The sequence below is a fragment of the Daejeonella sp. genome (assembly GCF_044348475.1).
GTDB lineage: Bacteria > Bacteroidota > Bacteroidia > Sphingobacteriales > Sphingobacteriaceae > Daejeonella.
The window spans coordinates 1-23,776 of record NZ_JBIKSU010000031.1; the positions used below are offsets into that span (position 1 = coordinate 1).

Below are 23,776 nucleotides of genomic sequence, written 5' to 3' on the forward strand. Positions count from 1 at the left end.
TTTTCGGAATATTACCCGATAGCGTATCAATTCGTTTACCATTTTTAAACCGTAATATCTTTCCGCTTCTTTCAGCAATTAATAGTGTTTGATCTGGCAAAAAAGCGATACTCCAGGCTCTTTTTAGACCTTTAGCAACAGTATCAACCATGAATACAAACTCTTCGGATGCCGTAGCATTAGTAATTTTTTGTGGTAAAGGAAAATAAGGGCTAGGTGTAGATTTGTTGATCTTATAATTCTTTACGGGCACCGCTTTTGAAAAAGCACTCAGATCTTGCTTAGCAAATTGACGAATATACGCAATCAACTGCCATCGTTTTTCTTCAGATAAGGCAGTGGCATAGGCAGGCATATTACCTTTTCCATTACTTAGTTTCCAGAATATAGCACCATCTTTCTGATCTGTAACTACCTTATTATGAAAATTTGCTGGTTCAATTTTAAACCTTCCAGGTTGACCGTCACCTAAACCATTCTGGCCATGGCAAGTAACGCAAAGCATATTATAAAGCTTTTCACCCTCTCTGATTACCTGAGGAGAAAATGCAATTGGACTCTTAATAGAATCAGCCGATGCAGGTGCTTTCCAGGGTTCTTTTTGAAGATATCCCGATTTAAAGGAGATCATCAATAAAGAACAGATACCAAAAATTAAAAAAACAAAATTTCTATTTATCATTACAATTATTAAATTAAACTAAATGTTAAAGTATTAATAATCAACAAATTATTTAATTAAAACAAAATCAATCCTAGTTAAACTTACAAGATCATTTAATTTTAATTAAACGTGATTCAGCGTTATTGATACCAAAAACAAACTGGGTGCCAAACTTTTTACCTGAACTAACTGACATCAGGCTTCTTACATTACCGCGAATATTTAAACCGCTTTTCCATTGAGGAACGTAGGTATAATTACCTTGTCCTGTGCCCGTAACCAAGGTACCATTACTTGCAGTATATTGTCCAAACTTGATTCTAGTCCATGAATTATTACCAGCAAATAACAAGTCCTTTTTACCGTCACCATTAGCATCCAATGACGCTATTCCGTATACAGGAGCATATTGTACCTCTGTTGGCAGGTGAATTAATTTAAATGAATTACCTGTATTTTCAAGATAAATTGTTTCAAGAATTTCAGCTTTCAGGATTTTTGCATCTTTTAACTGATCAGCTTTAAATAGGTCTGTTATTGTTGCATTTGCGTATTTATGATATTCTAAGAAATTCTTCTTTATAACCGGCAGCTGATCTGCAAGGTCATCTCTAGATGCCGCAGGATAAGAAACACCATCGATATAATAACAGAAAATTGGATCAATAGAACCATTTTCATCAAAATCTTTAAAGTAAATAGTTAATGGTTCCTTTTCACTTGCTTTGAACTGTGCATTCAAACCCAAATTCCCAATAACCAGGTCTTTATCACCATCATTATCCATATCCTCTGCATAAATGCGATTCCACCAACCTGTAGATCCGAATTTTATATACGTAGACGAAGCATCTGTTAATTTCCCATTTTGGTTTAGATATACCTTAATAGGCATCCACTCTCCCACAATAATTAAGTCTTGCTTTTTGTCTTTATTTAAATCAAGCCAAATAGCATCAGTTATCATACCCAAATTTTTAATTGCAGGAGCCACACTCTTTGTGCCATCCGAATAATTCCCTTTACCATCATTAAGAAGAATTTTACTTTCAGGAGCACTTGGGTACATTCCAGGCAGTAAACGACCACCAACAAACAAATCGATATCGCCATCAGCATCTATATCTGATGCTTTTACGGTTCCAGTACTGATTAGCATGGTTGGAAGAGCAGAAACTTTTCTTGAAAAATTCCCTTTTCCATCATTAACATAAAGGCGGTCTTGTAATAACTTATTATCTGGTGCAAATTCATAACCTCCACTAGCAACATATAAATCCATATCACCATCCTGATCACAATCAAGAAATTCAGCTGCTGTATCTTCAGATTGTGCATCAGCATCAAGAGCTGATGATGTCTTTGCAATAAATTGGCCCCCAGAGTTCTGAATAAACAAAGTACCTGCCTGTCCGGCTGCTCCACCAATAAAAAGATCCTCAATTCCATCTCCATTTATATCAGCTTTGGCCATGCATGGGCCTTGTCTCGACAAATAATTAGGCAATAACGTTTGAATTGTAAAATCGTTGAACAGATTCTCTTTATGCGTATACTTTATTGATGATGAACTTTTAAAATAGGTTTCCGAAACAGGATAAGGAATATAAACTGGAGCTACACCAGCATTCTTTAAATCAAGGGTTAGTGTTTGGTTTACCTTTACATTGGTTAATTTTTGCTTGTTATCATTTGGCCAAATAACCACCAAAGAATCAAGCACCTTAGTACTTCCCAAACCAAAATTCAATATAGGATCAACAGAAGATTGAAATCCACGAACAGGAATTTGTTCCTGAAAATATTTTTTACCCTTAGCGTAGGCTATAACCTTAGCCCCAATACCAAAAGAATTGTTTTTGTCACCTTTTAACTGAACTTTCAAAAAAGAATTTTTGGTAAAAATTTCAGTATTATTCTTGTAAATTCCTGCATAATCATTGGTATTACTAACAATTAAGTCCATATCGCCATCATTATCAAGATCTGCATAAGCAGCTCCAGCAGAAATACCCGACTGATCAAGCCCCCATTCTTTGTTATTATTTTCAAACCGATCGTTTCCTTTATTATGAAAAGCATAATTAGGCATCCGAATAGTTGGCATTTTTTCGATATAATCCTTTACTGTCGTTTCTTTACCTTCTTGCCTTGATTTAATGGTTTGATCCATTGTGAATTTTAAAAAATCCATATCAGTATAATCTTTTACATAACCATTGGTTACAAAAAGATCTTTATTGCCATCATTATCTAAATCTGAGAAAAGAGCAGACCAACTCCAGTCTGTATTAGAAATTCCTGCCAACTGTCCAATCTCAGAAAAAGTTCCATCTCCATTATTTTTTTGAAGCATGTTCCTGCTAAATTGATAATAAAAGCCCTTTTCAAACAGAAATTGCATTTTATCAAAATTTTCAGAGCCGGAATGCATCTTTTGAGTTTTATTATCTTCTGGAAGCATATCGAGCGTTACCAAATCAGGCAAAGCATCATTATTAAAATCAGCAATATCAGAACCCATAGAATACATGGAAATCTGATCTATATTCTCTATAAGCTTATCCGTAAATGTTCCATTACCATTATTCATGAATAAATAATCAGGCTCATTAAAATCATTAGATACATAAATATCTGGCCAGCTATCCGCATTAATGTCTGAAACTGCCACACCCAGACCAAATGTAAGTACATTAGAAGTTATGCCTGCTTCAGCACTGATATCTTTATAATAACCATTATCATTCCGATACAGCTTATTTGCAAAATTCGGATTTTGCTCTTTTCTTAAAGCTACATTTTCCTGAACACCTGTACTGTATTTCTGTAAGGAATGATTGATCAAGAACATATCCAAATCTCCATCTTTATCATAATCAAAAAAGGAGGCCTGTGTAGAATAACCCTGATCTGCTAGGCCATATTCTTCGGCCTTTTCTGTAAACGTGAGATCTCCATTATTGATAAATAATAAGTTTTTTCTTCGGGCCGGATCGATATCTGCCGAACGACAAACATAGATATCTAGGTTTCCATCACCGTTAATATCCACCATAGTAGCACCTGTACACCAACCCTGCAATAATGCTACACCACTTTTATCTGTTATATTTTCAAATTTAAAATTCCCTTTATTTAGAAAAAGTCGGTTTTTAACCATATTACCTGTAAAAAAGATATCCTGGAGGCCATCATTATTGATATCGCCAACAGAAACACCTGCACCATTATAGAAATATGAATAGTTCATTACATTTAATTCATCGCCTTCTGCCAGCATATTTCTAAAGTCAATATCGGTTTCGCCTTTATCTAAGAGCGTAAAAAGTTTATCATCACTACTTCCACAACCGGTAATTACTAAACTAAAAAAGAAAACAAAAAATAAGTTTCTAAGCATGTGATTATAAATAAAATAGCTTTTTGATAAATACATTTTGAGCGGCTTAATTAAACTGAATATTTCAAAACAAAATCAATATTTATCAATAAAATAACGATTAAATACATGAGTCTGAAATGGCAAATATTTTGTTCAAATTCTTTGTTGAAAAAATATCAATTCAATCATTAAATATAAAAAATTAGATCAAAATTAAACCCATCTATTTAAGATTAAACAGTCAAATTAGTATGATTAACCAATCATTCAACAATTTAATAGATTAAAAAAAATAAAAGATTCTAACTAGGAATGTGAACTGCCTCCTATTCATTTAAAAATAGAATAGAATAAACAAAAAAAAAGCCTTCCCGATATACATCGGGAAGGCTTTTTAAAGATATAGCTATCTGATTATTTATTCCACCATAAACGGGTAGACTCATTATCAGCACCACCAAGTTTTGCAACACCTGTTGCAACACCAGCAGCATTTGTTTGAGCTTCACCAATTACGTATGGTACACGACGAACAACCTGATCTTTAGTTACAAATAAACTCTCAGAGTTCATTCTTGGATAAAGTTTAGGGAATCCTGTACGACGATATTCAGTCCAAGCTTCAACACCATTTGGCCATAAAGCAATCCACTTTTGAGTGATAATTTGCTCTTTTTGCTTAGCAGCATCTGCAGAAAATGCAACCGGAATATCAGATAATGCCGGTGAAACTACAGCACCTGTTACAGCAACTGGAGTTTTAGCACTTGCAGTATAAGCAGCAATTGCTGCAGCATCTGCGATACCCCACTGCTTCATTGATGTTTCGATACCTTTCTCATAATACGTTTTTGCAGTACCACCACCCATGTTCCATCCTAATAATACGCCTTCTGCTCTTAAGAACCAAGCTTCAGCTGACATAATAACTTCAAATGGATTCGTGTTTTGATTAGCTGGAGTAAAGCGATCATTCACGTTAGAAAGTTTAGTGTTCTCATTAGCTGGTAAACCTAACTCAACTTGAGTAAATCCATTACGGATACCTTTGTAAGTTGAAGTTGTACCTGAAATTGGAGCATACATCTTAGTAATACGAGGATCCTCGTAACCAGTTAATACTGACTCCATAGCAGCACTCATACGAAACTCGTTCCAAGCAGTTGCCTGGTTCATGCTATTGATGTTGTTAGCTGTAGTTTTGATGTAAGCATCGTGAGCGTTTGTTTCCATTAATCCGCCTAATACTGCAGCTTCTGCATTTGTTTTAGCTAATGCTGGTTCTACACCAGATATACGAATAGCTATACGTAAACGTAAAGTATTTGCAAATCTGATCCACTGATCTACATCACCACCATAAATAAGGTCATTGTTACCAAGAACATTTTTTCCTTTAAAGGCTTGAAGATCAGCAGTTGACTTAGTTAATGTAGTCAAGAAGTCTTTGTAAATAACATCTTGAGCATCATAATCAACTGTTTTTTTACCATTACCTACAGCAGAATAAGGAATTGGACCCCAGTAATCAGTCATTGGCTGATACATACGAACCTTCCAAATATTTGCAATAGCAAACACAGCTGGATTAGCAGCTTTACCACCTGGTGCAGTATTTTCTAATACACCTAATAATGCAGGAGTTTGGTTATAAAAACCATTCCATGCACCATTTAACCAGTTACCCACCATCACGTTACGATCTGATGGAAAGTTTTGGGCGATATTACCATAATACTGTGCCTGTAAATCTCCAAACAAACTATTAAATAACTGCCAAGAGAACATAACACCTCTATGCTGAGAGGCAGCAAATGCATTACCTACAGCTGATGCATCAAGCTCTGTTAATCTACTTGTATCAGTATTATACTCCTCAAACTTGTCGGTACAAGAAGAAATACCAATTGCTGTAAACAAGGCTAAACTTGAAGCAATAATATATAATTTATATTTTTTCATAATTATTAATTTTTATTAATTAAAACGATAAATTCAAGTTCAAACCAATCTGACGGGTTGAAGGTAAAGAAAAGCCTTCCTGACCTACAGAAGTGTTAGTTGCACCTGCAGTAGACTCAGGATCGAAACCTTTAGCTTTATTCATAATAAAGAATAAGTTACGACCTACTAAAGCTACAGATCCAGCTTGGAATGGTGCTTTCTTAAATAAATTCTTTGGTAATGCATAGCTTATAGATGCCTCACGTAAACGAACGTTTGTAGCAGAATAAGACCAAACTTCACCAACTGGAGTATTACGACCACCTACGAATTTCCAATAGTTTTCAGCAGTTGTAGATACTGTATTAGTACCACCTGCAGCTGTAACACCTGGGAAAGTAAATAATTGTCTTCCTGCCAATGTTTCTTCAACCTGACCATCAGAATAGATAATCGCATTAGTGAATGAAGTTACATTACCACCTACACGAGCAGTAATTAAAGCACTGATGCTAAAATTCTTGTAGTTAATCGTGTTGTTTAAACCACCAGTCCAGTCTGGACGAGAGTTACCAATGTCAACAGTAGTACCAGGAGTAATTAACGGTAAACCGTTAGTTCCAACTATAACATTACCGCTAGCATCACGCTGATAACCTCTACTGTACATTTGACCTAATGGCTCACCTTCAACTGCACGCTGGAATACCATGAAATCTTGAGTTAAAGCTAACGTTTTCAAACTAGGAGATAATTCAACCAATTTGTTAACATTTCTAGCAAAGTTCAAGTCAACATTCCAACGGAAAGATCCTTTAGCAATTGGAGATCCATTTAAAGTTAATTCAACACCTTTATTGTTTACTAAACCGGCGTTAACATACTCAGAACTCCATCCAGAAGCTGGAGGAAGAGAAACTGTGAATAACTGGTTTTTAGAATCAGAGGTATATACTCCTAAATCAAAACCAAAACGATCGTTAAAGAATTTAGCTTCTAAACCTAATTCTTTAGCAGTTGTTAACTCTGGTTTAAGATCAGGGAAAGGCTTAACACCATTTCTAGAAATAAAACCAGCAGCACCACCAGCAGCAAAATTATAAAACTGAGTAGTCAAGTATGGATTCGCATCGTTACCAGTAGTAGCATAAGACCCTCTAAATTTAGCGAAAGAAACTGCACTAGGTAAAGTAAAGATGTTTGAAAGGATTGCAGAGAAACCTCCTGAACCAAATAAGTAAGACTGATTTGCTTTTGGTAAGGTAGATGACCAGTCATTACGAACTGATCCAGAAATAGTAATCGCATTTTTGTAAGTGAAATCTGCGGTAGCAAATACACCTTGCTTTTCTGTATCAACGATAGCACGACCATCTGTTGGACCACGACCATTTGAAGGAATAAATAGGTTATCTCTGTTTAATCCACCAGCATTGGTTGATTGAGAGTATCTATTTACGTGCTGAAGTGAAGCACCAAAGGTTGCATCTACAGTCAATTCTTCAAGAATATTCTTCTTGAAAATACCGATTAAGTCGAAGTTGGTTTCTAATACATCTCTATTTTCAGTTTGGTAATTACCAAAATCAGCAATAGTATAGGTATCATTATACCATTTACCTTCAAATCTGTCAACAGTCTTATCCATACCTGCACGAGCCATTAAGCTTAATGCTGGAGTAACTTGATAAGTTAATGAACCAAATCCCATTACACGGTCTCTGATATCATCAGAAATTACACGATTTTTGGTCCAGAATGGATTTTCACCACCGTTAGATCCTGGATTCCAGTAGTTCTGACGTAATTTACCAGAAGATGGATCGATGTAATCGTATTTTCCAGCCTGAGCTAAAGAAATGTTACGAGGAATACGAAGGATGTGACGTTGGTTATTCTGATAAGCCTCACCAGTGTATTGTCTGTTATCGATATCTTGTTTCAAGTAAGTAACCTTTGAATCATAAGATAACTTAGGGCTTACTTTACCAGTAAGACGTAAGTTAAGGTTATTTCTTTTCATTTTGTTGTTATCAATAATACCAGTTGCATCTACTCTAGTATACGCGAAATAGGTTTGAGCCTTTTCAGTACCACCAGAAAATGCTAACGTGTTAGACAACTGATTTCCTACAGAATAGAAATCTCTGTAGTTGTTTGGCTGAGGAGTCATGTTGTAAACTTTACCAGCATCAGCAGGATCGTTACCCCATAAAGCAACTGATTGACCAGTCATTTTTGGACCCCAAGAACCTTCTTGTGCTCTGTTATAAACACCTCCAGCACCTTGACCATACTCATTTTGGAAATTGTAAAGTTCCATCATAGACTCTAATTGAGAAGAGCTATTCAAAGAAACACCAGAACCTTTTTGTGAACTTCCTTTTTTGGTATTGATCAATAATGCACCGTTTGCAGCACGTGAACCGTAAAGAGCAGTTGCAGAAGCACCTCTTAGTACAGTCATTGATTCAATGTTATCAGGGTTAATACTTGATAAACCATCACCACCGTCACGACCACCGTTACCAGTACCCGGGCTATAGTTTGAGTTATCCATTGGTACACCGTCAACAACGATCAAAGCACCATTGTTACCAGTGATAGAACGGTCACCTCTAAGTACAACACGAGTTGAACCACCTAAACCAGAAGAAGTTCCTGCTACATCAAGACCTGCAACACGACCGATCAAAGATTTACCAATGTTTAATTCTCTGGCTTTTTGAAAATTGTCAGTGTTGACTTTTTGAGTCGCATAACTTAAGACCTTCTGGTCTTTTGTAATACCCAAAGCAGTAACAATTACTCCTTCAAGTTGTTTTGCATCAGTTTCAAGACGAACATTTAATGTAGTTCTTCCATTTACTGCAACAGTTTGGCTTGCAAATCCAATGTAGCTGAATACCAGCGATCCATTAGATGGAACCGAGATTGTAAAACTACCATTAGCATCTGTGCTTGTTCCCTGAGTTGAACCACTAACCTTAATGCTTACAGCAGGTAGTGGTAAATTGTCAGAGTCGGTAACCTTACCGGTAACACTAATATTCTGCGCAAACACATAGGTTTGACATAATACTAGTAGTACGACTAGTTTGTAAATTTTTCTCATCATAATTCTTTTTTTTTAAATGAATTTTAAGTTATAAGAATAAACTCATCATGATTGAAAATACTACATAGCATATCCAATCAATCAGACCTTCTAAAATAAATAATTTATTTAGTTTCCTAAACTTTAATAAAATAATATTCCATCAATAATATTACAATGAGTCAAACATATAACTAATTGATTTACAATTAATTAATTTAAAAATATTTAAAAAATAACTGCCAGTTAAAAAAATGTTGAAAAGTTTTTTAACTGAAACACAGCCAAAAAACGGCAGAAAATAGCTCAGTCCTATAAAAAAATGATTTTTTGAACGCGATAATTAGATTCTTGCTAGGCTCTTTAAATTATAGAATCAGATTACTATTGGCTTATGATTTATACCTTATAGTATAAGACATTTATTACCTATTAATAAGTAATAATTGAGGAATTTTTAAAGTAGATACACCGCCCCATTGCAAAGGCTATTTTCAAAAGCATCCAAGAATTGAAGTTTATCAAAAATATGAAAGAGAAAGAATCTAATAGAACTTACCTTCTTTGTCTACCTTGTTAAGCAATCAATTAAAAATGAAATAATTGAAACGACTTATAAATTAAAAAATGAACTTTCTGTTGATTTGATTGACAATCCATATTAATTCTATTTAACAACAGATTTTTGGGACACGAAATAATTGATCATCAAAACAATGATTAAGATAAGTAGTCCAAAAAACTCTCTGGTTTCTTCAATCCAGGGTGCAGATGCTTTCATACTTGCAGCAATATTCTCAGCATTGTGCTCATTCAACCAGCTCAGCACACCAAACTTATCAAAGAATAAGTACAGGTCATAGATTATAAACAAAGCAGAAAGCAGTAGTGTAAATACTGGATAATACTTCACTCTAAAAGCTTGAAAAGAAATTGCAGCACCAATTAAATAAATTGGTATCCATATATAAGGATCAGGATCATTGTATTGTAATCCTGCAGAAACAATAAAAAGAACACAAAAAATGATATTAAAGACCTTCATATATTGGTATAAGAAAGCATTTTGAATGCTAAAAATAGTTCTGCTATTTAATTAGGTAACAATTTGGAATCGCCAGTGTTAAGATAATCTTCAAACTGTTTCAATAATTTAGGGTCCTTTGGGCGACCATAGATATCACTAGATTTATATTTACCTAGGTCAAATGCTTTTTTCATCCACACATCACGACGTCGATCTTTAACAACATTTGCGATAAGATTTGGCACAAACTGTGGTGGAATGGCTAAAATGCCATCTTGATCACCAATAATCAGATCGCCAGGCATAATAACTGCTTTACCTATACGAATAGGCACGTTTATGCCAGATACTGTTGCATTACTCAAGGCTCCGGGATAAGTACCCCGATAAAAAGCCTGCATGCCGCTTTGAGCAATATTCTCGGTTAAATAGATTCCACCGTCTACAATTAAACCTGTTCCTGTTGTTTTCCAGATATAGTAAGAAAGTTTATCTCCAACATAGGTACCACCCTGTACCTTTCCATATAAATCGACAATCACCAGGTCGTCTTTTTGAAGCATGTCAATGGTCGTCCTGTTGTTCAGTCCGGTAAAATTATTTTTATCTGCTTCACTTTGCATTCCTGCAACCAAGTCAGGACGAGAAGGCATAAACTGGACAGTGAATGCTCGACCAATGAGCTTCTTTCCTGGAACAATTGATTTCCATCCATCCTCATACTGATTTGCATATTCTTTAGGTATTGAGCCAATTGCTTCAACAACCTGAATATCCATTTTACGTAGGGTATCCAAAATAGCAGCCGGAATCATCGGCCTACCGCCTGGAAACCTAGAATAAGGATTTTTTCCAGTAAAACTTATCATTTGCTCTTCAGTAAAATTATAGAGCTGCGCTTTTGCCTGAGGTGTGAAAAATGGTGCGATAAACAATCCGAAAAGGATCATCATAAATTTGCAGTCTGTTTTAAATGATTTTCTCATGATATTCATTTAGAGTTATATTTGATATGTCAGACAATTATCTGTTCATGTTAATATTCAGTATTAATTTTGAATCAAGAACCAAGAGCCAGGAATCAAGACTAAATCCCCGTTCGTTTGAAATTTGATTATTTAAATAAAGATCAAGCAATAAAGACATTGACTAGACATTAATTTATTATATCCTATTCTCCCAATTTTAATTCCAACACCTAAAAACTTAAACCCAATACTTCATACCGCAGACTTCAGACCTCATACCTCAGACCTCATACCTCATACCTCATACCTCATTAATCAACAACAACTTCCTGAGATTTTCTGGTTAACAGATGTATAATGGTCCATGCTACTAAATATGTAATGCCGCAAATAGTGAATATTAAATTATATCCTCCAGTCAGGTTATTAGCCGTTTTATAAACATCCAGTAAATAACCTACAAATATTGGGAAAAGGATTCCGCCGATTGCTCCGGTCATTCCACCGATTCCTACCACTGAGCTCACCACATCTTTTGGAAACATATCAGAAGCCAATGTAAAAATATTAGTTGCCCATGCCTGATGAACAGCTACAGCCAAACTTATCAATCCTACGGCCACCCACTTATCGGTTACGAACTGCGCTATAGCTATCATAATTCCAAGTTCAAGAATTGCAAATAGGAGTAAAACTCCTTTTCTTGCTTTTAATGTAGGCCAGCCTCTATTAATCAATTGGGAAGAGAAATATCCTCCTGCAATACTACCAATTGTTGTAGCACCATAAATCAGCATCAATTCAGGACTAATTACTTTCAAATCTAGATTAAATGTTGACGAAAAATAAGAAGGCAACCAGAATAGAAAAAACCAAAAAATTGGATCGATCAAGAATTTACCTGTTACAAAAGCCCATGTTTGAGGAAACGTAAATAATTTAGCCCATGAAATTTTTGTGGTACTCTGAACCTGGTCAGAATGATCATCATGATCACTTTCAATATATGCAAGTTCTTCAGCACTCAACCTTTTTTGCTTACTTGGAATTTCATAAAGCCATAGCCAGAAAATCAACCAAATAAAGCCCATTGCTCCGGTTATCCAAAAAACTTCATGCCAGCCATAATTCTGCATGATAATTGGAACAATAATTAGTGCTACTACTACTCCAATGGCTGTTCCTGAGTTAAAAATACCTGTTGCAAGTGCTCTTTCCTTTTTGGGAAACCATTCTGAAACAGCTTTCATTGCTGCAGGAAAATTACCTGCCTCACCTATACCTAATGACAATCTTGCAATCCCAAAACCAGCAACAGATTTTGCCAATGCATGCCCCATACCAGCCAGGCTCCAAACTACTACTGCAACAGAATATCCAAGCTTTGTTCCAACTTTATCGATAAACCGACCAGAAACCAATAATCCAATTGCATAGGCAAATGAAAATGCAGACATAATCTTACCGAAATCTGTTTCTGTCCAATTGAACTCCAATTCAAGCGTTGGTTTCAATAAACCAATAATCTGCCGATCCAGATAATTAATTACTGTGCCCAGAAATAATAGCGTTACTATTAACCAGCGATAATTTTTTCCTTTTGGAGATGTCATTGTATTAAGAGTTATGAGATTCGTTTTTTGATTTATGAATTAAGTTTTGACACATATTGCTTAAAATGCAATTCCAGTCCTTCCCAGTTTTGATCTTTGATGAGTGTTTTATCAAAAAGCTGACTTCCAATACCTAGTCCATCAGCACCAGCTTTAATAAATGTTTGAATATTATCTAGATTTATTCCGCCAGTAGGCATTAGCTTGATCTTATTTAAAGGTGCTTTCACATCCTTTATGTATTCTGGGCCAAGGCTTGTTGCAGGATAAACCTTAACCATGCTTGCCCCTAGTTTCCATGCCTGATAAATTTCTGTGGGAGTATATGCTCCAGGAAATACGGGTATATTTTTACTGACACAGGCTCGAACAACATCAGGATCAAGGATTGGGGTCACAATAAACTGAGAACCAGCTCGGATAGCCAGATCCAATTCTTCTGTATTACAAACCGTACCTGCTCCAACATTTAACTGCCCCTTATATTTATCAGCGGCAAAACGAATAATTTCTTCTGCAGCCTGAGTATTCATGGTTATTTCAATTGTTGTAAAGCCTGCAGAAACATAAATTGGAAGAATTTTTTCGATAGTTTCAAAACTTAAATTCCTGATAATTCCAACAATCGGAACTTTTGAAAATTCGTTCCAGGAAAACTCTTGATTATTCATTTGAAGTTGTTTGAGTTGCATTAAAAATTTGTACCTGACCTGCTATTGTTGCTTTATCTAGTAGTTCAGGCTGAATATACGTTGTATTGAATTTCAAGGAAATAGCTTCAGCTGCACGTTTATAATGTTCATACAGATGCTTTCCACTACATATTACCAAACGGTCATAATTTTCATCTTTTAGCTGCCTAAGTTCTGAGCCAATTAATAAACCACTCAAGTAAAATGAATTTTGCTGTTTTGTGAATTGGCCAAATAGCTGTCCGGTTCGAACAGTAAACAAGCTATGTAAAAGTGCCGATGTACCCGAAATTTCAACTCCTTTTAAAAAGGCTTTGATTTCATCCGGTTGCATCAATACGGTACCAGAACCGCTTAAAACGGAGTCTTTCAAGATACTATGTTCAGTAAGAATATTATAGATTTCACCAGTCATAAATGTCTGAAAATCAATTACAAAACGATTTTTAACAGTAATGTGTTTTGAATGTGTTCCTGGAAAAACAAAAACAATTTTTTCTGAAGCCTGAATAGAGATCTCATTTAATTTGAGAAGACCCATTAGCTGCGCCTCCTCTCCACGCATCACATCTTCATGACTTTTAAGTCCAGAAACTAATACCAAGGGAGCATTCTTGCCATTAAAATCTTTGAATACCTTAACAGAAGCTTGACTTCCATTACTCTCAAACGGAAGTTCTGCATACGGAAGTTCTTCCATTCCAATTGAAGAAGATGCCATTCCAGATACAATGACAGGAATAGTATCCAAAATAAATGATGTCTTTTTTGCTAATTCTTTAATGCTATTTTTTAAAATTTCTGCATAAAAATCAAAACGATTAATCTCATCTTGTTCTTTCCAGTTTCTGAATGTACCTGCAACACCGTCTTTAGTTAAATATTCAGCAAGAACCTCATAATTCTGTCTTTCAACAAGCCTTAATCTGAATGAAGTTGTACCCCAATCACAACATAAAATATTTTTATCCATTAACGTATCAATTCTTCATTCAAAATTTTACTTATTGACTCTGTTTTTAAAGACAGCTGATGCATTACCATTCAGAATATCATTTTCTGTAAATCTGCAATACAAAATATCTTTAGCACCAGTTCTTTCACGATCAAAAACAACATGAATAGTACCATCATTAGTTTGATCTGCATCTGGATAAGATACATTTTCGCGTTCATCAAGTAGTAATTTATGAGGCCACGTTTTTCCACCATCTTTAGAAAGAAAAGCAGACATTTTATTTCGTGTAGTGCTATTATTACTGACCAACAATAAATTACCGGATGAAAGTTTACCTAAATAAAATCTACTGGATGTTGTTGGTCCAGAAGCTGTAAAAGGCTGTATTTTAGTCCAGGTTTTCCCAAAATCATTACTTTTTGTATAATAAATTCCTTTGGTAGTTCTCAACATTGCAAGATATTCTCCATTTTCAGAAATTTCTACAAGTTGTGGTTCATCATGGATCCTTAATTCTTCATCAATATAAATTGAAGCATAAAAACTCAATGGTAGATTATTGCCCGTTTTAGAATAAACAAACACCCCATGTTGAGGGAATGATTTTTCAGACTTTGTTCCAAGGATTGGCTTATCAATATAAACGGGGAAAAGTGTCTGCTTTTTTGAAGATAAATAAACAGGCTTATTACTCATTACTCCGTCACTTATTCGGATAGGCTGAGAATTAGAGATTTTCTTTCCATCCCATTTAATTTCTATCGCATTAACACCACCAAAGCCGTCCCAGATCAAGTTATTTTTTGCACTTCCATAGAATAAATTAATTTTCCCTTTATTATCTCTCCAAATTGTGGGATCAAATAAGCGATAGGCCTTATCTGTTGGATAAATAGCAAGCTGATCATTCATCCAAGATTTTCCTAAATCCTGACTAAGCGATAAGGTCACATAATTACCTGGTCCAGGCGCAGCTCCACCTGAATACCAGGCCACAAAAACCTGCTTTCCATCTGCACTTGCAGCAACCGCAGGAACCTGTTCAAATTTTCTGTCTTTTAATCTTGAATCTGCAGGATTATAAATAAACTCTGCCATAGCAGAAGCATCTTTATCGCCGGTAATAGCAAGTGCAGTTTTTTTACTTGCACTGCAGCCTGACCATAGAAATCCACAGCTGGAAGTCAGGAAAATCACGAAAAATAGTATTGATCTGGTTTTCAAATTCTGATGTTTTAAAAATAAAATATAGTTCTCAAGATGAATCGGATTTTAATAGGTTCCGGAAGTTTAAAAATGTGATTTTTTATGGAAATAATCATATAAACATCGTAAATAAATGAATCTACTAAAAATTACCAATTGTGAATTGCCCCATCTGGACTCTTCAAAACTGGATGTGGAAACTTAGTTTTTTCGGTAATCTCCATGATAAAATCTGCCTTTTTGGGATTAAATTTCACACCTAACCCAGGTTCAGGATTTAAATACAATTTACCTTTTGAAAAATTCAGGTAATCATCATTGAAATACGCTGGTCTTTCTACCTCACCTCCAGCTATTTCCATCATTACTCTTGAAGGGCTGCTTGAACCCAAAACATGTACTAAGGCTGCTGTTGATAAAGGGCCTGTAAAGTGTGGAATCATGCCTATATAATGGGTCTCACACAATGAGGCAATCTTTTTTAATTCTGTTATTCCACCACAATTAGGCAATGTTACCCTAGAATAATCTATGAGATGTTGTTCAATTAATTCATTAATATCCCAGCGATCGCCAAATTGTTCACCTACTGCAAGAGGCACTTTGGTAGCTTGCCTGAACGTTCTGTAAACACCTGGATTTTCAGATCTGATTGCATCTTCTACAAAATATGGGCTTAATTCTTCTAATGCTGAACAGATTTTCACAGCTTCGGGAGTATCAAAACGGGTATGTAGATCGATTGCCCAATTACCCTTACCTCCTACTGCTTGATCAATTCTCTTACTAAAATCTATGGTTTTATCGGCATTTTCAAAGAAATCAAAAGGAAGATCACCATTGCCACCTGTTGGTCCAATCCGATATGACCTAAAGCCAGCTTTAAGACAATCGGTTGCTCTTTCTTCTTCAGTTTTTGCTTTAGATGGCCTGAAACCGGTGGCGTAACATTCTATAAATTCTCTGGTTGATCCACCCAGGAGCTCATATACAGGAACATTTAAGACTTTACCCTTAATATCCCATAGAGCCATTTCAAGGGCGCCTAATGCATGCAATTTCTCTCTTCCCGGAGGATAAAACATCCCTCTGTATAGATATTGCCAGATATGCTCAATACGAAAAGGATCTTCACCGATCATCATCTGAGCACATTGCTCGATCATGTCTTTTGAACCACCCTCACCAATGCCGATTATCCCTGTATTAGTTTCAATTTCAACAATACCTCGAGCCTGGTTAAAAAGAGGTTTATTATAGTTAGGAGCCGCATAATATCTAATTTTAGTGATCTTAATAGTTGATGCTGCTTGTGCACTCCTGGTTGGAAAACCAATTAGCATGGCTGCCGAACCCAGAAATGCAGATTCAAGAAATCGTCTTCTTTGCATAATTTGATATAATAAAAACAAAAATTAGTTTATACGTTCTACGTCAACATACTGTACACCAATATCTTGGTCATCTAATTTGATAAATGCTTCAAATTTACCCGGGCCTTCGGGTAATTCGATAGCATCAAACTTAGAAACCGTATTACCCACCGAAATTGCAATTTTCTTTTCTACCCCACGATATTTTAAATATGCAAAACCAGATTTTGTTGCTTTTTGATAACGTAGGCTAATATTATATTGACCGGGGCTGCTAAACACTTCCCAATAACCCATTCGTGTGGTTTGCTCACCTGTTGAACCCTGACCACCCCAATCAAACCTTGATAATTGAACATTGGGCTGAAATTTAGTGCCAATATAGATACGCTGAGGCCAATCACTTCCACGATCTTTCATAGCCTGATCGAACCAGTTTTCATATCGAGAAAGCATATTTTTAACAATATCGGGGTGTTGTTTAGCTATATTTTCAATTTCACTAGGGTCTTTCTCAATATCGTATAACTCTAAAGAAGCTAAAAGTTTTTTCATATCAGCTGCTGCAATGCCAGGCCGAATAATGTTTCCATATGGATCGTCATTGGGAGATATAAGTTTATAGCGCTGACCTCGCACTGTAAAATGAAAATACTTGTATGGTTCAGAACCAGCATGACCCTGAATGAATATTTCACGTTCTGGAATGCTCTTCAATTTACTAGTCAGTAAGGGCAATAATGATATTCCATCCAGTTTCAAAGATTTAGGTATTGGTACATTACAGGCTTCAAGAAGTGTAGGCATTACATCAATATGCGCTGCCAGATTGGTATATTTTACTCCTTTAGTTATCTTACCAGGCCATTTAATAAAAAATGGAGCGCGTATTCCATTTTCATAAACACTCGTTTTTGTACCGCGTAGATTCATTACAAAACGATCTGGATAGAGGTCATTTTTTGTTCGTTTAGTTCTTGGACCATTATCAGACATAAAGATTACGATGGTATTGTCTTCGATTCCTAATTCTTTTAATTTAGCTAGCAAACGACCAATGTTAGCATCCACATTGGCAATCATGCCATAGGTTAGTGCATTGAGTTCATGAAGACCCATCTTGCGATAAGGATCTGCCCATTTATCGCTAACTATTAATGGAAAATGAGGGAGATTTGTTGCATAATAGGCAAAAAATGGCTTGTCTTTATTTTTATCTATGAAGTTAATGGTTGCATCTGCAAAAATATCATCACAATATCCTTCAAAAACCTTCTTGACATTATTATGCTCTAAAATTGGATTGAAATAGGAGTTTCCAGGAGGGTCGGATGCCTGACCAATTCCTCCGCCTTTATGAATCAAGGTTTCCTGAAAGCCCTTATCGGAGGGCCTCATTGGATAAGAATCGCCAAGGTGCCACTTTCCAAAAATTCCGGTACTATAACCCGCATCAGAGAGTACTTTTGCGATGGTAAGCTCTGTTGATTTCATAAGATGCGAGGTCTCTGTAACGCCTACTACACCAGTTCTGTAATTATCTCTTCCTGTAAGCATGCTGGCTCTAGTAGGAGAACAATTAAAATTCACAATAAACTGCCGCATTTCAGCACCCTGATTTGCAATTGCATCCATATTGGGAGTTTTCAGAATATCGTTATTATGAAGCCCTACATCGCCAATACCCTGATCATCAGTCATGATCAGAAGAATATTAGGCCGCTTTTGAGAATAAGAATGAAAAGAGAAAAATAAAAAGAGCAGAAAACTACAGATCGAAAAAAACTTGCGATTAAGATTAAATAAATTCATGAATGGCTTAGAAAAAACTGAAAATATCTGAATCATATCGATTAGTTTGTGTTAATATTATACAGGTAAAGCATTATTCAAGTATAAATATTCCATTTAACACAGCTTAAGTCAAATAAATTATAAAATCATGTATACGTTACAATTTAGGAAACCGAGCCTAAATAGCCTGCAACAATACCTCGTTATTTTTTAACCTTAGATTGAGCAATGGCATTTAGATCATACATAACCTTTCCGTCTTTAATCGTCATTTCACACTCTAATTTTTGGGTGCCTTCTTGTCTGTTTCCAGCAATATCTCTGAAGCCAAATTTTCCCTGTCGAACGCTTATGATTGCGATATCAGCGATTGCACCTTCAGAAAGATGCCCAAGTTCTAGGCGTTTTATAGCTTTTGCGGGAGCCCAGGTGCTGCGAGCAATAACAGAAGGTATATCCATTCCCATGGCCAAATGAATAGATAAAACATTTAATTGATCTTTCATTGCTCCATTCATACTTCCAGTGTGAAGGTCGGTACCCAATAAATCAGGAAGAAATCCTGCTTGAATTGCTGGGATAGCCTGATTAAAATTAAAGCTTCCGCCACCAAATCCAACATCAAAAACAATTCCTCTTTTTTGTGCGGGGATTACAAAGGGTCTGAGTTTTCTGGTTTGAAGATCTACGATTGGATCTCTTCTTTCCAATTCAGTAAAAACATGGGTATAAATATCACCGGGCCTGAGGTATTTAAAAAAGAGATCTTCAATTGGAAGTTTACCACCACCAAAATCAATGATTACTGGCATATTGGCAAGATTACCAGCAGCTACGATCTTCTTAACTGGAGCCCAATCAGGATTGGTAAAATGCGCAAGTTTAAACCCTACCACATATTCTTTATTATCGATTGCAGCTTTTGCTGCAAGCTTTACATCCATATCACTTACATCTTGCTCATATTCACCACCTCTCATTCCTTCGCCTACAATATTCAGAAAGGATAAAACCCGGGTTTGAGATTTATCAATAATATTTCTTTTAAACGTATCAAACGACTTGTAACCAGCACCGCCACAATCTACAAGAGTGGTTACACCAGAGCGAAAACTAAATCCATCTGCTGTAACGCCAACGTTCCCATTGCTCAGATAGTGATCAGGTTCAACTCCCCAAAAAACATGCGCATGAACATCAATCAAACCGGGAGTAACATACATACCCGTAGCATTTACTATCTGCTGGCCAAGTGCAGGATCAATGTTTTTACCAACTTTAGCAATTTTGCCATTTTTAATGGCTACATCTAGAAGGTCATTGATATTGTTTTTGGCATCGATCACTCTGCCTCCTTTGATAATAGTAGTGTACATTGGAGCTGTATCCTGAGCGTTTGCATCGGCAAGTATCAGGCATAGCATAGACAAAAATAAAATTGAGGTTTTTCTCATCGCATTTTTACTTAAAATCTTAAAATAATAACCAATCTATGATTAGTGATGAATTAAAAATTATCTGCTTTTTTCAGGATTACTGGCTATCGCATTGAGGTCATAAACTATTTTTCCGGCACGAAGAGTCATTTCACATTCAAACTTCTGTTTACCTTCATTTCTATTCCCAGCGATATCTCTAAACCCGAATTTGCCATTACGTACATTCAGGATTGCTATATCAGCACCTGCACCTACAGAAAGGTTACCAAGATCTTCACGCTTAATGGCTTGTGCCGGAGCCCAGGTACTACGAGAAATAACTGAAGGAATATCCATACCCATAGAAAGAAATATAGACAGTACATTCAACTGATCTTTCATTGCCCCGTTCATACTTCCTGTATGAAGATCGGTGCCCATGGTATTGGGTAAAAACCCAGCCTTGATAGCGGGAATAGCCTGATTAAAGTTAAAACTTCCACCACCAAAACCAACATCGAAGATAATTCCTCTTTTTTGTGCAGGAATAACAAAGGGTCTGAGTTGTCTGGTTTTTAGATCTACTATTGGGTCTCTTATTTCAAGCTCAGTAAACACATGTGTGAAGATATCGCCTGGCCTAAGGTATTTAAAGAAGAGATCTTCAATTGGTAATTTTCCAGCACCAAAATCAATAATAACAGGCATATTAGCCAATTTGCCTGCAGCAACTATCTTTTCAACAGGCACCCAACTTGCTGCTCCAAAATGAGCGAGTTTAAACCCTACAACAATATCTTTATTAGCTAAGGCTTTTTCAGCTGTTTTTTGAGCATCCATATCGTTTATATCCTGCTCATAAGGGTCACCTCTCATGCCTTCGCCAACAATGTTTAAAAAGGAAAGTACTCTGGTACGAGATTTATCAATAATTGTGGATTTAAACTTATCAAATGAAGCCCATCCAGCACCACCACAATCAACAACAGTGGTTACACCTGCACGAAAAGTATATGGATCAGGTGCTAAGGCAGAAAAACCACCACTCAGCCCGCGGTCATCTGTTCCGGCAAAAACGTGCGCATGCAAATCAATTAAACCCGGAGTAACATACATCCCATCTGCAGTCACAAGTTGTGAAGCAAGTGCAGGATCAATATTTTTAGCTATAGCAGCAATTTTGCCATCCTTAATAGCCACATCCATTTTTTCATTAATATTGTTTTTGGCATCGATAACATGTCCGCCTTTGATCAGGATACTGTATGTTTTTGTCTGAGCCTGAATAAATGAACCAAGAAATAAAAGGCTGTAAAGAAGCAGAAAGGATATTCTTTTCATAATCAGAATAATGTTTACAATAAAAATTGGTATTAGGTTTGGGCGAAAAATAAGATATGAGAAACAAGATATGAGCACGAATTCAGCAATAAACTGATTTCTTGACCTTCTCAGGTCTCACATCTCACATCTCATATCTCATATCTCATATCTCACTAACTAACAGCTGCCTTAGCAAGCTCTTCTTGAACACGTTTTGCAACAATTTTATCTTCACCATTTTGCAACATAAATACGGTGATATTGATTGCATCTGGCCCAGTCATAACTTCTACTGAAGGGCTTCCATCTTGTAGTTTCTTGTGTAATTCTTTTGGTGTAATTTTTACTTTAGACGCATCCCAAGTAATTTTTAATGATGGAGTATGATTAGCAACTTCAGGAACAAAAACTTCAGTACTTACGCCGTTCACCTTACTTGCAGCAGCCACAATAGTAGCAACTCTGTCTTCCCACATTTTCCATTCAGCAGCATGATCAGTATTGATATATTTTTCTAAAGCCACATACATGCCCAGAATTTCTTCCTTATTAACTTTCATCCCACGACCTATATTACCACCATTTGGAGGTCCGTTAAGGCGCGCTGCAGCAATTAGGTCTTTTTTACCCATCAAGATTCCGGCGCTTTGCGGTCCGCAAAGTGCTTTCCCACCCGATACACAAACCAGATCAAAACCTAAATCATTATATTTCCAAAGGTTTTCAACAGGAGGAACATCAGCAGCCATATCAATCATTGTTGGAATGTTATGTTTTTTACCGATGGCAACAAATTCTTCGTGCTTAATTTTTCCCATTGGACCACTAGAATTAAGGAACCACATCATAGCAGTTTTGCTGGTAATTGCTCTTTCCATTTCTTCGGCAGTTTCCACTTCAACCGGAACCATACCTGTATTAGATAAAGCGTGTACATACCCTACATTGTGAGATTTTTGAACAATCACTTCAGTCTTTTCAAAACTTGAAAGATTTGGAAGAAGGGCTACTTTTTTTCTATCCATGCGTGTTAAAACACCTGCAGTACCCAGAACTAGAGCTGACCAGCAACCTGCAGTAACCATGGCAGATTCTGCATGGCACATGGCAGCGATTTTTTCACCAACTTTATCCTGAACTTCATTAATCATAACAAAATGATTTGATGCTGATTGGATGGTATCCACAACCTCATCGTGCATTAAAGATGCAGTCATTGTAGTATAGGTACCCGCAGCATTTATAAAAGTTCGCAAACCAAGTTCTTTAATAACATCGCGCTTTGCTGTTGTTACTACTGTTCCCGCTAATGCTTGAGGAACACCCGTACCAATTGCCGCACCTGCAATAGGAGCTACAGAAAGGTATTTAATAAGATCTCTACGTTTCATAGTATTATTATTTATTTTTTTTTAGTTGAAACAACAAGAGGAGATTAAAAATCTCCTCTTGTTGTTTATAAATCTAATGTACTGAATGAATTACGTTATTCAAACACATATTCAGTAATATAGCATATTAGTTACTTTGACCTGTACCAGGACCCACATCCCACCACATTCTGCCCTGTAAAAGGTCTAACTCTTGTTCAGAGTAATTTTGACGCTTAATGGCTTCATAGTAGTTGTCTGGATTTACGTTACGTTCTGCAATAGGTAAAGAGAATCTTCTCCACATTTTACCTGCAGTTACGTTACCTGGATAGGTAACTTTCTGACCAGCAGTGTTAGTCCAGTTAGCATAGTTAAATACAGGGTATTTTGTACGACGCCAGTTAGAATAAACTTCATAATCATCACCAAGCAGTGAAACCCATTTTTGAGTAGAGATGACCTCTAACTGTTTGGCAAAGGTACCAGCAGCAGGATAAGGATTTGCAAGCAAATAAGCATCAACCTGTGCAGAAGTTATCACACCTGAATGAGGAGCAACACTTGGCCATAAAGCCCATTGAGCCATTGCTGCACGAACTCCATTATCATAGGCAGCCTGTGCAGTTGTTCCAACGCTCCAACCTCTGGCTGCAGCTTCAGCTATTATTAGATAAGCTTCAGCAGGACCCATGGTTATGATTGGAGAACCTCTGTCAATATAGAGCAAAGATGGCTCGGAATAGGTATCAAAATCAGTTGGCCTGGTGTTGATACTGCCGTTAACCATTCCACGCTGAGTAGCAGGAGTATTATTTGGAGTATACGTATTACCAGCTGCTGGAACCCAAACAACAGATAGTACAGGCAAGCGCGGATCACTTGTATTTTTCAAATGATCAATGAATTTACCTGACCATTTACTTCCTTCTATATTATCACCA

At 36.3% G+C, this 23,776-nt stretch carries 16 protein-coding genes; all 16 read right to left on the bottom strand.

All coding sequences use genetic code 11. The annotated features are described in order from the left end of the window. Positions 1-682: c-type cytochrome (locus ACIQZ6_RS07890; RefSeq protein ID WP_395809875.1), on the bottom strand; the 682-nt coding region annotated here is incomplete at its 3' end. Positions 683-773: 91 nt separating this feature from the next. Next, positions 774-4,067 (bottom strand): VCBS repeat-containing protein, encoded by a 3,294-nt coding sequence (locus ACIQZ6_RS07895; RefSeq protein WP_395809877.1) that lies wholly within the window; start codon positions 4,065-4,067, stop codon positions 774-776. Between the two features lie 396 nt (positions 4,068-4,463). Beyond that, positions 4,464-6,011: a SusD/RagB family nutrient-binding outer membrane lipoprotein gene (locus ACIQZ6_RS07900; protein ID WP_395809879.1), complete on the bottom strand. Its 1,548-nt coding sequence runs from the start codon at positions 6,009-6,011 to the stop codon at positions 4,464-4,466. Between the two features lie 19 nt (positions 6,012-6,030). After that, positions 6,031-9,111, bottom strand: coding sequence for a SusC/RagA family TonB-linked outer membrane protein (locus ACIQZ6_RS07905; protein ID WP_395809881.1), 3,081 nt, complete (start codon positions 9,109-9,111; stop codon positions 6,031-6,033). Positions 9,112-9,757: 646 nt separating this feature from the next. Further along, entirely contained in the window at positions 9,758-10,135 is a 378-nt protein-coding gene (locus tag ACIQZ6_RS07910) for a transmembrane 220 family protein (RefSeq protein ID WP_395809883.1), read from the bottom strand. 47 nt (positions 10,136-10,182) lie between these two features. Then, the gene (locus ACIQZ6_RS07915; protein ID WP_395809885.1) at positions 10,183-11,103 is read right to left on the bottom strand and encodes an RraA family protein; all 921 of its coding nucleotides are present in this window, start codon (positions 11,101-11,103) and stop codon (positions 10,183-10,185) included. Positions 11,104-11,396: 293 nt separating this feature from the next. Further along, positions 11,397-12,698 (bottom strand): MFS transporter, encoded by a 1,302-nt coding sequence (locus ACIQZ6_RS07920; protein WP_395809887.1) that lies wholly within the window; start codon positions 12,696-12,698, stop codon positions 11,397-11,399. Between the two features lie 32 nt (positions 12,699-12,730). After that, positions 12,731-13,369: a bifunctional 4-hydroxy-2-oxoglutarate aldolase/2-dehydro-3-deoxy-phosphogluconate aldolase gene (locus ACIQZ6_RS07925; RefSeq protein ID WP_395809889.1), complete on the bottom strand. Its 639-nt coding sequence runs from the start codon at positions 13,367-13,369 to the stop codon at positions 12,731-12,733. Continuing rightward, positions 13,362-14,363: a 2-dehydro-3-deoxygalactonokinase gene (locus ACIQZ6_RS07930; protein ID WP_395809891.1), complete on the bottom strand. Its 1,002-nt coding sequence runs from the start codon at positions 14,361-14,363 to the stop codon at positions 13,362-13,364. The genes ACIQZ6_RS07925 and ACIQZ6_RS07930 overlap by 8 nt, the downstream gene beginning before the upstream one ends. 27 nt (positions 14,364-14,390) lie before the next feature. Then, complete coding sequence (locus ACIQZ6_RS07935; protein WP_395809893.1) at positions 14,391-15,572, bottom strand: sialidase family protein; 1,182 nt, start codon at positions 15,570-15,572, stop codon at positions 14,391-14,393. Positions 15,573-15,703: 131 nt separating this feature from the next. Beyond that, positions 15,704-16,945: a mandelate racemase/muconate lactonizing enzyme family protein gene (locus ACIQZ6_RS07940; RefSeq protein WP_395809895.1), complete on the bottom strand. Its 1,242-nt coding sequence runs from the start codon at positions 16,943-16,945 to the stop codon at positions 15,704-15,706. Between the two features lie 24 nt (positions 16,946-16,969). Then, complete coding sequence (locus ACIQZ6_RS07945) at positions 16,970-18,775, bottom strand: arylsulfatase (RefSeq protein WP_395809897.1); 1,806 nt, start codon at positions 18,773-18,775, stop codon at positions 16,970-16,972. Positions 18,776-18,924: 149 nt separating this feature from the next. Further along, positions 18,925-20,175: an amidohydrolase/deacetylase family metallohydrolase gene (locus tag ACIQZ6_RS07950; protein WP_395809899.1), complete on the bottom strand. Its 1,251-nt coding sequence runs from the start codon at positions 20,173-20,175 to the stop codon at positions 18,925-18,927. A 60-nt stretch (positions 20,176-20,235) separates the two neighbouring features. Next, positions 20,236-21,480: an amidohydrolase/deacetylase family metallohydrolase gene (locus ACIQZ6_RS07955; RefSeq protein WP_395809901.1), complete on the bottom strand. Its 1,245-nt coding sequence runs from the start codon at positions 21,478-21,480 to the stop codon at positions 20,236-20,238. Between the two features lie 155 nt (positions 21,481-21,635). Continuing rightward, positions 21,636-22,853: a PLP-dependent transferase gene (locus ACIQZ6_RS07960; protein WP_395809903.1), complete on the bottom strand. Its 1,218-nt coding sequence runs from the start codon at positions 22,851-22,853 to the stop codon at positions 21,636-21,638. 127 nt (positions 22,854-22,980) lie between these two features. Next, a partial coding sequence (locus ACIQZ6_RS07965; protein WP_395809905.1) for a SusD/RagB family nutrient-binding outer membrane lipoprotein occupies positions 22,981-23,776 on the bottom strand: 796 nt, incomplete at its 5' end.